The organism is Pseudomonas reidholzensis (assembly GCF_900536025.1).
Lineage (GTDB): Bacteria > Pseudomonadota > Gammaproteobacteria > Pseudomonadales > Pseudomonadaceae > Aquipseudomonas > Aquipseudomonas reidholzensis.
The window spans coordinates 416,867-428,839 of record NZ_UNOZ01000030.1; the positions used below are offsets into that span (position 1 = coordinate 416,867).

Here is an 11,973-nt window from a genome sequence, read left to right on the forward strand (position 1 = left end):
GACGCGATTAGGATTTCGCCTTGGGCATTTGCGACACCAACGACAAGTTGATGTCCATGCCCTCAACCTGGAAGTGCGGCACGGCAAACAGCTTCACGCGGAAGAACCCGGGGTTGTCGTCGATGTCCTCGACCAGCACTTTCGCTTCACGTAATGGATGCGAGGCCTGCAGGTCATCGCCCGGGTCGGTCATTTCAGTCACCAGGCCACCGACCCAGGTGTTCAGCTCCAACTCCAACAAGCGACGGTCCTTGGTCGTGCCGATGTTTTCCCGCTGGATCAACTTCAGGTAGTGGGCAATGCGCGACAGCAGGAAGACATACGGCAGCCGGGCGTTGATACGGCTGTTGGCGGTCGCATCGGCGGTGTCATAGATCGCCGGTTTGTGGACCGAGTTGGCCGAGAAGAAGCACGCGTAGTCACGGTTCTTGTAATAGGAAAGCGGCATGAACCCGAGGTTGGAAAACTCGAACTCGCGGGTCTCCGGAATCATCACTTCGGAAGGGATCTTCACCTGGCTGCCCGTGCCCAGGTCGTACAGGTGAATGGGCAGGTCGGTGACGGCACCGCCGGATTGCGGACCGCGAATCTGCACGCACCAGCCGTTGGCGATAAAGCTCTTGACCATATTGGCGGCGAAGGCAAAGGTCGCGCTGACCCACAGGTACTTGCTGTGATCGGGGCCTTTGACGCGTTCTTCGTAGTTGAAACTGCGCACGGGGTGCGTATCAGGCCCATACGGCAGCCTGCCCAGCGCCCGTGGCATGGCCAGCCCCACATAGCGCGCATCATCACTGGCCGCAAAACTGTGCCACTTGATGTATTCGGCGCGGTCGAGGTAATTGCCGATGTCCTTGATGGCCGCCACTTCCTCCATGCTGTCCTTGCCAAAGAAGGCCGGCCCTACCGCCCCCAGGAATGGCATATGCGCCGCCGCCGCCACCTTCGAGACGTTGCGCAGCAGGGCAATGTCTTGCGGGCTGCGGTTGAACTCGTAGTTGGACACGGCAGCGGCAATGGGCTCGCCCCCGGGGGTGTCGTATTCCTGGGTGTAAGTGTGCAGGTACAGGCCACTCTGGGCGATCTCTGGCGCATCCTCGAAGTCTTGCACCAGGTGTTCCTTGCTGATATCGAGCAGTTCGATGCGCACGTTCTGGCGAAAATCGGTCTGGTCGATGAGCGATTTCACACCCCGCCAGGTGGCTTCCACCCGCTGGAAATCACCGTGGTGCATCACCGCATCGAGCTGGCGGCTGATCTGCGCGTCGAGTGAGGCGATGTGCTCGTCGAGCAACGCCCTGTCGAGGCGCTCGATGGTCGGGGTCGCCCGTTTCAGCAGATTGAGGAAGACACTGACCGACGCGGTGACCCGCTCATCGGCCGTTGCCTCGGAGAGCATGTCGATACTCTGGAAGGCCTCGATATCCCCCATTGCATCCAGCGGTTTGAGATTGATCTTGTTGAACAGTGCGTGATAAACGCCCTGGCCATTTTCAGACAATACGGTAGCGTCGCGCGATTGCACGGGAGATTGCTCTTCGGACATGTTCGAAACTTCCTGTAAAGTGTGGCGACGGGGCTCTAGCGTTCGCCCTACGAAGTCAGCGCGGTCAATTCATCGCGCAGCGTGTCACTCAGTACCTGGTCTTTGAGGATGCGTTCGAGCTCTGCGCGGAATGTTGCGTTATCCAGCAGATTGGCCTTGAGTTCGCGCAGCAGGTTGCGCATGGCCAACAGCGCGCGTAATTGCGGCAACTGCCTGGCTACCTGTTCGGGCTCGAAATCTTTCATGCTCTTGAACTCGAGCGCGACGGCGGCTTCACTGCCGTCGTCGGCCAAGGTATTCTCTACGGCAAGCTTGAGCGCGGGAGCAAACTCCGCCAGCACGCTATCGAAGTTGTTCTTGTTGATATTGACTTTGTGCCTAGCGGACAGCGCGGCTTGTTCCCTGCCATTGCTGTAATCGCCCATCAACATCAGTTTGAGCGGCAGTTCGACCTTGCGCTGCGCGCCGCCGGTGTGCAAATCGAGTTTGATGTTGACCCGGGCTTTGGGGACTTCATTCTGGAAACTATTTGATGCCATGACGCTCTCCTGCATACAGTGCCGAGAAGTGATGTTTGATCGTCCGTAAAACGGGTTACCACGCCACCATGGCTGATGGCAGCGGGTTATACCACCCCCTAAAAACTATCAAGACGGGTCCTACAATTGCCGGTATTAATTCCTACAGGCAGCGTTTAGATCTGGCGCCGAAAGCTGAGTATTTGCGCAAACTTCGAGCATCGCGTGTTACAGCCCATGTAGGGAATTGAGCAGTTACACAGACGATCAAGGCAAAGGGCCATCAGTCATCTGCCTGTCATCTGACTGTCGTATTTTCCCAGCATTACCCAGGGTCGGGAAAAACCGCAGTGATCCGCCGAACGCCATCCTCCGCAGTCCTCCTGCCGCTTCTGATACTGATGCTCTGCGCTGTCACCCTGGCGTTCCTGTGGGGTTTGCACGCGACCCAGAAGAATGCCGCCCGCCAGGACGCGCTCTCGGCCAAAGGCGCCGAACACCTCAACCTGGCGAGTATCGTCGGCGAAAGCCTGCGCCAACTGGTCGACCGGGCGCAGGCCGTCGGCCGCGTCACCCAGGACGACATGAAAGCCCTGCGCAAAGACAATTTCAGCCTGGCGCGGATCCTCGCCGAGGACCCGGTGTTCAAGCGCATGAGCCTTTATGACCGGCATGGCCGGCTGGTTTCGGCCAGCCACGCCGACGAAGCCCAGCACCTGCCTGACGCCTGGCTGGAGCAACTCAAGGGGCATGTCTCGCGCTACGGTTTCAAGCCGTTTCTGCCGCGCCTGGAACCCAGCAGCAACCCCGCCGCCCTGCCCGACTGGCGCTTGCCGTTCCTGCTGCCGCTGACCGACCTGCCGGGGCGCGAGATCGACGGCATTCTCGTGGTGCAGCTGGATATCGGTTACCTGGCGGTGCTGTTCCAGCACATCGACCTGGGCCGCAGTGGGCTGATGCGCCTGCTCCAGGACGACGGCCAGGAGCGCTTGCGTATCGACAGCAGTGGCGTGGTGGTGGCCGGCGACACCTTGATCCCGACCCTGCCAGAGACCAAGGATGAGGCCGGCGTACTGACCCAATATGCCCTCGATGGGCCGTACCAGAGCCTCTATCGACGCGTTGCCGACCGTGGCTTCAGCATTGTCGTCAGCCAACGCCATGACGAAATCCTCGGCCCTTCGGCGCTGACCTATGCCCGGCAGTTCTGGCTGAACCTGTGCATGACCCTGATGATCCTCGCCAGCCTGGCCTGGAGCCTGCGCCTGCTGGGCAAGCGCCAGGAGGCCTTCAGCGCCCTGGAGCAGGCCCAGCAGGTCAACCAGGAGCTGATCGACCGCCTCGAGGACGCACACCGGCGCAGCAGCCATGCCGCGGCCACCGACCACCTGAGTGGCCTGCACAACCGTCGCCAGTTCGTCGAGGTGGCCAGCCACACGCTGACCAGGCAACGCGGCAAGCGTCGGTTGATGGCCATTCTGTTCATCGACATGGACCGCTTCAAGTCGATCAACGACTCGCTGGGCCACCGCATCGGCGACCTGCTCCTGCAGGCCGTGGCCGGGCGGATCCAGCGCCTGCTGGAGGACGGCGACGAAGCGTCGCGCTTTGGCGGTGACGAGTTTGTCGTGCTGCTGGCCGGCGAACGCAGCGAAGACCAGATCGACAGCTGGGTACGCACGCTGGTGGAAAGGCTCTCCGCCACCTACTCGCTCGACGGCCAGGAGGTCAACACCAGCCCCAGCGTGGGTGTCAGCATCTGCCCGCGTGACGGCCAGGAGATCGACGCGCTGATCCGTTGCGCGGACGCCGCGATGTATTCGGCGAAGCAGGCCGGGCGCGCCCAGTACCGCTTCTTCGACCCCTCGCTGAACCTCACGGACATCCAGTCGTTTACCCTCGAGCAAGCCTTCGGCAGTGCGCTGGCCGAGCGCCAGTTCGTGCTCCACTACCAACCGCAGATTCGCCTCGACACCCTCCAGGTGCAGGGCTACGAAGCCTTGGTGCGCTGGGACCATCCCGAGTTCGGCCTGCTCTACCCCGACCGTTTCATCGGCGTGGCCGAGCGCAGCGGGTTTATCGTCGAGCTGGGCTGGGAGGTACTGCGGCTGGCCTGCGAGGAGCTGGTCAGCTGGCGCATGCGCAACAGCCAGGCGCGCCTGGCGGTGAATGTCTCGGCCCTGCAGTTGCGCCAGGCGGATTTCAGCGAGCGGCTGCTGGCCGACCTGCGCCGCCACGGCATTGCCCCGCAACGGCTGGAACTGGAGATCACCGAAACCACCGTGCTCGACCCCGAGGGCACCGCGCTCGACCACTTGCAGCGGTTGCGCAGTGCGGGCATCGGCATCAGCCTGGATGACTTCGGCCGCGGCTATGCCGGCTTTGCCCATCTGCAAGCACTGCCGCTGAGCAAGCTGAAGATCGACCGTGCGCTGATCGCGCCGCTGTGCAACAGCTATGACGACAGCCCGATCGTGTCGTCGACCATCATCCTCGCCAAGCGCCTGGGCCTGGAGGTGGTCGCCGAGGGCGTCGAGACCCGCGAACAGGTGGTGTGCCTGAAACTGGCCGGCTGCGACATCGCCCAGGGCTACCACTTCAGCCGGCCGCTGTCGGTTGCCCAACTGCACGACTACCCGCCGTTCAAGAGCGCCGAGGAGCACCCATGCCTGTCGTGAAGACCCTGGCCGCGCTGGCCCTGGCCTTGAGCCTGGCCGGCAACAGCCTGGCCGACTGCACCCCGCGCGGCTTGCGCCTGGTGGTGATCCCGATCAAGAGCGTGGAGGACATGCAGCGCGATCACCAGCCGTTGCTCGCCCGCCTGCGCCAAGCCACCGGCGTGCCGGTGGAACTGGTGGTCGCCTCGTCCTATGAAAGCGTGGTCGACGCGATCGTCTCCGGCGGCGCCGACATCGCCCGGCTGGGGCCGGCGTCGTATGTCCTGGCGCACCGCCGTGAGCCGCGCCTCGAGGCGTTTGCCAGCCTGACCTTGAGTGCCGGCACCTACACCCCGGCAGGCAACCACTACCAGGCGCTGCTGTTGACGCGTGCCTCAGGTGTGACTGACATCGACGCCCTGCGCGGCAAGCGCGTAGCCCTGAGCGACCCGGCCAGCACCTCCGGCAGCCTGGTGCCAAGTGTCGAGTTTGCCGCGCGGGTCGCCGATCCGCTGCCGCGCTTCTTTGGCGCGCTGGTGTATGCCGGCACGCATGACAAAGCCCTGGACGCCCTGCTCGAAGGGCGCGTGGACGCCGCGTTCGTCGCCAGTGAGCGGGCCGATGCGTACTTGGCCAGCCATGCGATCGACCCGCAGCGGCTGCGCGTGCTGTGGCGATCGGCGCCGATCTACTACGACCCGTATGTGTTCAGTGGCAACCTGTGCCCGGCGCTGAAACGCAAGATCCGCCAGGCGATGCTGGAGCAGCCTGAGGCGCTGGCGGGTTTTTTCGCCTCGCAGGACGCCAGCGGGTTGGTGCCGGTGAGCCATGCGCAGTATGCGCCGCTGCAGCGGATGATGGACCCATAGCGCCCTCACCGCCCTCACTGCCGAGGCAGCCCTATCAGGCGCCTGAAAATCAATATTCCTCATAACGTTATGGCCGAATAATCCTTTAAACAAATAATTAGAATAGAACTAAATAGAATTTTACAGCTCGTTCTAATACGAATAGGTTCTTATCCCGAGGCTAGGCCATCGCGCCTGGCCGCCCGCCTACGTATTCCAGGGATGAGTGCCCAATGAGTCAGACCCTCGCTACTCCACGCCGCCGCTGGCGCGCCCCCGAGTCGTTACTCCGCCTGCTCAGCCCGCTCGCCCTGCTGCTGCTATGGGAAGTCGCCGCCCGCGCCGGGCTGATCCCGCCCCGTATCATCGCCGCGCCAAGTGCGATCGCAGGCACCCTCTGGGAGCTGCTGGCCAGCGGCGAGCTGGCGCGCCACCTGCTGGTGTCGTTGCAACGGGCCGTCACCGGCCTGGCCATTGGCGTCGCGATCGGCGTGGTCGCGGCGCTGATCAGCGGCCTGTCCAAGCGCGGCGAGGTGCTGCTGGATTCGCCCATGCAGATGCTGCGGACCATTCCGTCACTGGCGCTGGTGCCGCTGTTCATCCTCTGGTTCGGCATCGGCGAGTTCACCAAGATCGCCCTGATCGTCACCGGCACCACGTTCCCGGTGTACCTGAACCTGTATGCCGGGATTCGCAACATCGACCCGAAACTGGTCGAGGCCGGCAACTCGCTGGGGCTCAGCCGGGCCGAGCTGATCTGGCACGTGATCCTGCCGGGCGCCCTGCCGTCGTTTTTCGTCGGCCTGCGCTATTCGCTGGCGATCTCCTGGCTGGCCCTGGTGTTCGTCGAGCAGATCAACACCACCGCCGGCATCGGCTACCTGGCCAGTGACGCACGCGACTTCATGCGCACCGACGTGATCGTCATCTGCCTGCTGATCTACAGCGTCCTCGGCCTGCTGATCGACGGCCTGATCCGCACCCTGGAACGCCACGCGCTGGCCTGGCGCCCGTCTTTTGTAAGGAACTGACCGATGACTGCCTATACCCCGACTGATCTGCCCGCGGCGGTAAGCCTGCGCGGAGTTGTGCGCCAGTTCGGCGACAACCGGGTGATCGATGCACTCGACCTGGACATCGCCCCCGGCGAGTTCGTCGCCCTGCTCGGCGCCAGTGGTTCGGGCAAGACCACCCTGCTGCGCACCCTGGCCGGGCTCGACCCGGCCGACGCCGGAGAACTGCGCGTGCCCGAGGCCCGTTCGGCGGTGTTCCAGGAGCCCCGGCTGATGCCCTGGAAGCGCGCCTGGAAGAACGTCACCCTGGGCGTGCGCCTGGCCGATCCCAAGGCCCGTGCCCTGCAGGCCTTAACCGAGGTCGGCCTGGCGCATCGCCTGGAAGCCTACCCGGCGACCTTGTCCGGCGGCGAGTCGCAACGGGTGGCCTTGGCCCGCAGCCTGGTCCGCGAGCCGAAGTTGTTGTTGCTGGACGAACCGTTCGCCGCCCTCGACGCGCTGACCCGCATCCGCATGCACCGGCTGATCATCGAGCTGTGGCGCGCACACACCCCGGCCGTGCTGCTGGTGACCCACGACGTCGACGAGGCGGTGCTGCTGTCGGATCGCATCATCGTCCTGGAGGATGGGCGCATCGCCGAAGAGCTGCGGGTCGACCTGGCGCGCCCGCGGGAAAATGGCGACCTTGGCTTCACTGCCATTCGCAACCGCTTGCTGAGCCTGCTGGGGGTGGAAAAAGACGATCCGGCGAGCCTGGGCCGCGACCACAACCCGTTCATTGCCGCGGGCTATCCGCTGAGCGCCATCGCCATCTGAGCCCGCGGCCACAGCCCAGCCAAAATCCCCGACCGACCCCATGCCTGGCGGAGGCCGTTTTCAACGCCTCCCTCAGGAGCCTGTATGCACGCCACCGCTTCATTGAATCTGTCCGCCGACGTCCTGGTCATCGGCGGCGGCCTCGCCGGGACCTGGGCCGCCGTCGCCGCCGCGCGCCAAGGGGCCCGCGTGGTCCTCAGCGAAAAAGGCTACTGCGGCACCAGCGGCGTCACCGCCACGGCCGGCCCCGGCCATTGGTGGGTACCGCCCGAACAACGCCAGGCGGCCATCGACAAGCGCCTGGCCAGCGCCGCCGGGCTGGCCGACGGCCGCTGGATGGCGCGCACCCTCGACAGCACCTGGCACACCCTGCCCAGCCTCGACCGCTTGTACGGCTTCCCCGTGGATGACCATGGCATCAAGCAATACCGCGCCCTGCGCGGCCCCGAGTACATGCGCAGCATGCGCCGCCTGGCCAGCGAGCACGGCGTCACGCTGCTCGACCACAGCCCGGCGCTGGAGCTGCTGCGCGATGACGCGGGGGCGCTGGCCGGCGCGCGCGGCTTGCAACGCCAGGCCGGGCGCGGTTGGGAGGTGCGCGCACCGGCGGTGGTAATGGCCACCGGTGGCTGTGCCTTTCATTCGCTCCTCCTGGGCAGCCGCAACAACACCGGCGACGGCTACCTGATGGGCGTCGAAGCCGGCGCCGAGCTGTCCGGCATGGAGTTCTCCGCCTACTACTGCATTGCCCCGGCCGGCAGCACCATGACCCGTTCGATGGTTTACACCTTTGGCCGCTACTTCGACGCCAGCGGGCGCGAGCTGGATATCCCGCAAGGGCCGGCGTTCAACTACGCGCTGGCCCGCGCCCTGCTCGAAGGGCCGGTGAGCTGTCGCCTGGACCGCATCCCCGCAGCGATCCGCGAGCGCCTGCGCTACGTTCAGCCAAACCTGATGCTGCCTTTCGACCGGAGCGGTATCGACCCCTTCCGCGATACCTTCCCGGTCACCCTGCACGGCGAGGGCACAATCCGCGGGGTCGGCGGCCTGCGCCTGATCGACGATCACTGCCAGACACTGGTGCCCGGGTTGTTCGCGGCCGGGGACGCGGCCAGCCGTGAGTCGGTGACAGGGGCGATTTCCGGGGGCGGTGCGGTCAATTCGTCCTGGGCGCTGTCCAGCGGCCAATGGGCCGGGCAAGGTGCTGCGCTGCATGCCCGTCGCCAGCCGGCTGTTCGGCCTGGCCAACGCCTGCTTGGCAGCGCCACGGTGGGCCTGCTGCCGCTGGGTGACGAACGACATGCGAGCACAGCGTTGGTCGAGGCGATCCACAACGAAATGCACCCCTACGACAAGAACCTGGTGCGCAGCGGTGGGCAATTGCAGCGGTCGTTGGCGCAATTGGACAACACCTGGGATCGCCTGCAACAACAGACCCACGCTCGCGATCCTGCAGCCGTACTGCGATGGCGGGAGACGGCGGCGATGCTTGCGACCGCGCGCTGGTGCTACAGCAGTGCCGTGCAGCGCAATGAGAGCCGTGGCCTGCATCAGCGCAGTGACGCACCCGGGCAGTCGGCGGCGTTCGATGTGCACCTGCGCAGTGCCGGCATCGATACCCCGTGGGTGCGCCACGATGCCGTTAAAAGCAGCCGGGAGGTACCGGCATGATCGAGTTGATTTTCACTGACCGCTGCAGCGGTTGCGGTGAGTGCGTGGCCGCCTGCCCGAGCGATGTGCTTGCCTTGGGCAGCGAGGGGCATCCGGTGATCGCACGCCAGGCCGAGTGCCAGACGTGCTTCATGTGTGAGTTGTATTGCGCCAGTGATGCGCTGTATGTGCATCCCGACTGCGAAAAGCCGGTCAGCCTGGATCCGGACCAGGTGCTGGGTAGTGGTTTGCTTGGCCAATATCGGCGGGATTCGGGGTGGGATGAGTGGGCGGCAGATCCGCGTTACGACAATCAACATTGGCGAATGGAGGAGATTTTTGCCTTGGCGCGGGCTTCCAAAGGTTGAGGTGAGTCCAAGTGCATATCACAGGCTTCTCGGGCGCTCTCAAGATCGAGCGCCGCCCGCGCGGCGCATCGCGACACAAGGCCGCTCCCACATTTGTTGCAACGTACCATGGCCTGTCAGGCCGCGGTTGTCAGCCTTGGCGCAAGGCGTGGGGTTGCAGGGAGGCCTGCATGCTCGGCCCAGGATCTTCGTCGTACAAACAAGGCTAAGACTTCAGTCCACCAGGCCATGGCGCGTTGCAACAAATGTGGGAGCGGCCTTGTGTCGCGATGCGCCGCGCGGGCGGCGCTCGATCTCATGGGCGCCCGAGAAGCTTGTGACTAGCACCCGCGATGCGCCGCGCGGCAACACCCCACAAAATTACCATTTAGCATTTTGCACGACACATAAAATCACCAAATAAGATAATAACTTTAGATCGAAATAGTATTTATCACAAAGGTTTAATTCCAGTAGATTCTAACCATCCCGACCCCTCACATGGTGGAGGCCATAAGACGCAGACCGCGTCGGTGAGGAGTCGAAGCCTGCCTGGCACCCTTCTCACTGCGCGCGTCAGACCTGATCTGCAACCGAGCCTGAGAGACCCGACCATGCCAGCCAGCCCCGCTTCTTCGCGCCACAGCATCCGCGCCCTGCCCCACGCCAACAACCGCCTGCAGCTCAGCGAGCCGCCACGCCACGCCGACCCGCTGGCCGAGCGCCTGCACCGCAAACAGCGCCTGGCGGCCTCCTACCGGTTGTTCGCCGAGCTCGGCTTCGAGGTCGGCGTGGCCGGCCATTTCACCGCGCGCGACCCGATCGAGCCCGACCATTACTGGATCAACCCCCTGGGCGTGCCGTTCTCGCAGATCCGTGTATCCGACTTGCTGCGGGTCAACGGCGAAGGCCAGGTGGTCGAAGGCCAGGGCCTGCTCAACACCAGCGCCCTGGAGCTGCACTACGACTTGCAGAAGGCCCGCCCTGAAGTGGTCGGTATCGCACATCTGCACGGCTTCCACGGGCGGGTCTGGTCGGCCTTCGGTCGGCCGTTCGAACCGCTCACCGCCGAGGCCTCGGGCTTTCTCGATGACCAGGTGGTGTTCGACCGCCACGCCCTGCGCGATGCCAATGGCGCGCTGGAGCAGGACCGGGCGATCGCCTCGGCGGCCTTTGTCGAGCGCTTTGCCGCAAACAACCTGCTGATCTGGCAGAACCACGGCCTGTGGACCACCGGCGAGACCGTCGAAAGTGCCGCCTGGCGTTTCATCCAGGCCGACGACAGCGCCCGTGCGCACCTGCTTGCCTATGGCGCCGGGCAACCGTTGCTGCCACGCCTGGAAGAAGCCGACCGGGCACCCAAGGCGCGCCGCGAGTTCTTTGCCTGGCTGAACTTCCTGCCGTTGTGGGACCGCATCGTGCAACAGCAACCTGACCTGCTGGACTGAACCGGAGCCTGCCTCGATGACTGCATTCACCCGTCGCCACGTGCTGCGCGCCGGCAGCCTGCTCGGTGCCGGTGCCCTGCTGCCCAGCTGGGCCAGCGCGCAAGCCGCCGACCCACTGCGGGTCTGGCGCTACAAAGGCACCATCGCCTATTTCCTGGAACAGGCCGGGCTGGCCACGCCGCCGTATCCGCTGGAGTGGGTGGACATCGCCGGCGGCAACCTGGTCCTCGAGGCGCTGACCAGCAACAGCCTGGACTACGCCTTCATGAGCGAGATCCCGCCGATCTTCGCCAGTATCGCCAACGCACCGCTGGCCTTGATCGCCAGCTACAGCGGCGACAACAACAAGACCGGCATCGTGGTCAAACGCAACAGCGGCATCGCCCAGATCGGCGACCTGCGTGGCAAGCGCATCAGCTATGTGCGGGCCACCAACACCCATTACCTGCTGCTCAATATCCTGCGCCGCAACGGCATGACGCTGGCCGACGTGCAGGCCATCCCGCTGCCGGCCCAAGACGGCTTGACGGCGTTCCAGAACGGCCACATCGACGCCCTGGTCACCGGCGGCATCAGTGCCATCCATGCCGAAGCCAACCTCGATGGCGTGCTGATGCAGAGCGCCGAAGGCTACTACTCGGGCAACTACCTGATTGCCACCACCCATGCAGTGCTGGCCCAACCGGGCAAGCGCGCGGCGATCGCCGACTTCCTGCTGCGCGAGAAATCCGCCTGGGACTGGATCGAGCAGCACCCCGAGCAATGGGCGGCGCGCAGCGAGCAACTGACCAAGATCCCCAAGGCGCTGTACCTGCAGCAGTTCGAGCAGCGCAGCCAGCCGGCACGGCTCAAGGCGGTGGACGAAGCCGCCATCGTCGCCCAGCAGGAGGTCGCCGACGTGTTCCATGAAAGTGGCCTGATCCGCCGCAAGGTCGACGTCCGGCCCTTGTGGGACGCGCAGTTCACCGAGCTGCTCGGCGGCTAGCACCAGCCCCGAAGGCGGGGCGCTGCACCCAACACCCATACGCAACGGCGGAGCTTCAACTTCACCGCAATGATCGGCTATTGCCGAAAAACAGCGCTTCGCACGACACGCAGCGCACTTCAACAGCAGGCAAGACCCTCAGGCC

Annotated in this window: 9 protein-coding genes and 1 pseudogene; 8 read left to right on the forward strand and 2 right to left on the reverse strand. The window is 64.6% G+C overall.

Going from position 1 to position 11,973, the window contains the following annotated elements:
- Positions 1–7: 7 nt before the first annotated feature.
- Positions 8–1,546, reverse strand: coding sequence for a type VI secretion system contractile sheath large subunit (gene tssC, locus CCOS865_RS21485; RefSeq protein WP_119144581.1), 1,539 nt, complete (start codon positions 1,544–1,546; stop codon positions 8–10).
- Between the two features lie 47 nt (positions 1,547–1,593).
- Positions 1,594–2,085, reverse strand: a complete 492-nt coding sequence (tssB, locus tag CCOS865_RS21490) for a type VI secretion system contractile sheath small subunit (RefSeq protein ID WP_119144583.1) — start codon at positions 2,083–2,085, stop codon at positions 1,594–1,596.
- A gap of 329 nt (positions 2,086–2,414) precedes the next feature.
- Here tssB and CCOS865_RS21495 point away from each other — a divergent pair, with 329 nt between their 5' ends.
- From CCOS865_RS21495 to CCOS865_RS21530, 8 genes and pseudogenes are all read left to right on the forward strand, one after another.
- Complete coding sequence (locus CCOS865_RS21495) at positions 2,415–4,742, forward strand: putative bifunctional diguanylate cyclase/phosphodiesterase (RefSeq protein WP_119144585.1); 2,328 nt, start codon at positions 2,415–2,417, stop codon at positions 4,740–4,742.
- The gene (locus tag CCOS865_RS21500) at positions 4,730–5,590 is read left to right on the forward strand and encodes a phosphate/phosphite/phosphonate ABC transporter substrate-binding protein (protein WP_119144587.1); all 861 of its coding nucleotides are present in this window, start codon (positions 4,730–4,732) and stop codon (positions 5,588–5,590) included. Before CCOS865_RS21495 ends, CCOS865_RS21500 begins: the two co-directional genes overlap by 13 nt.
- Positions 5,591–5,826: 236 nt before the next feature.
- Positions 5,827–6,600, forward strand: a pseudogene (locus tag CCOS865_RS21505) (ABC transporter permease); the annotation flags it as partial.
- 3 nt (positions 6,601–6,603) lie between these two features.
- Positions 6,604–7,398 (forward strand): ABC transporter ATP-binding protein, encoded by a 795-nt coding sequence (locus CCOS865_RS21510; RefSeq protein ID WP_119144591.1) that lies wholly within the window; start codon positions 6,604–6,606, stop codon positions 7,396–7,398.
- Positions 7,399–7,482: 84 nt separating this feature from the next.
- A complete protein-coding gene (locus CCOS865_RS21515) occupies positions 7,483–9,069 on the forward strand; it encodes an FAD-dependent oxidoreductase (RefSeq protein ID WP_119144593.1) in 1,587 nt (528 codons plus the stop codon).
- The gene (locus CCOS865_RS21520) at positions 9,066–9,416 is read left to right on the forward strand and encodes a 4Fe-4S dicluster domain-containing protein (RefSeq protein WP_119144595.1); all 351 of its coding nucleotides are present in this window, start codon (positions 9,066–9,068) and stop codon (positions 9,414–9,416) included. The genes CCOS865_RS21515 and CCOS865_RS21520 overlap by 4 nt, the downstream gene beginning before the upstream one ends.
- A gap of 593 nt (positions 9,417–10,009) precedes the next feature.
- Positions 10,010–10,843, forward strand: coding sequence for a class II aldolase/adducin family protein (locus tag CCOS865_RS21525; protein WP_119144597.1), 834 nt, complete (start codon positions 10,010–10,012; stop codon positions 10,841–10,843).
- 16 nt (positions 10,844–10,859) lie between these two features.
- Complete coding sequence (locus CCOS865_RS21530) at positions 10,860–11,828, forward strand: ABC transporter substrate-binding protein (RefSeq protein ID WP_119144599.1); 969 nt, start codon at positions 10,860–10,862, stop codon at positions 11,826–11,828.
- The last annotated feature ends 145 nt before the right edge of the window (positions 11,829–11,973 follow it).

What these genes read in the sequence shown, in the direction of transcription:
- CCOS865_RS21510 (WP_119144591.1), top strand. Translation starts at nt 6,604, where the DNA reads ATGACTGCCTATACCCCGACTGATCTGCCCGCGGCGGTAAGCCTGCGC.
- tssC (WP_119144581.1), bottom strand. Translation starts at nt 1,546, where the DNA reads ATGTCCGAAGAGCAATCTCCCGTGCAATCGCGCGACGCTACCGTATTG.
- tssB (WP_119144583.1), bottom strand. Translation starts at nt 2,085, where the DNA reads ATGGCATCAAATAGTTTCCAGAATGAAGTCCCCAAAGCCCGGGTCAAC.
- CCOS865_RS21500 (WP_119144587.1), top strand. Translation starts at nt 4,730, where the DNA reads ATGCCTGTCGTGAAGACCCTGGCCGCGCTGGCCCTGGCCTTGAGCCTG.
- CCOS865_RS21520 (WP_119144595.1), top strand. Translation starts at nt 9,066, where the DNA reads ATGATCGAGTTGATTTTCACTGACCGCTGCAGCGGTTGCGGTGAGTGC.
- CCOS865_RS21515 (WP_119144593.1), top strand. Translation starts at nt 7,483, where the DNA reads ATGCACGCCACCGCTTCATTGAATCTGTCCGCCGACGTCCTGGTCATC.
- CCOS865_RS21525 (WP_119144597.1), top strand. Translation starts at nt 10,010, where the DNA reads ATGCCAGCCAGCCCCGCTTCTTCGCGCCACAGCATCCGCGCCCTGCCC.
- CCOS865_RS21530 (WP_119144599.1), top strand. Translation starts at nt 10,860, where the DNA reads ATGACTGCATTCACCCGTCGCCACGTGCTGCGCGCCGGCAGCCTGCTC.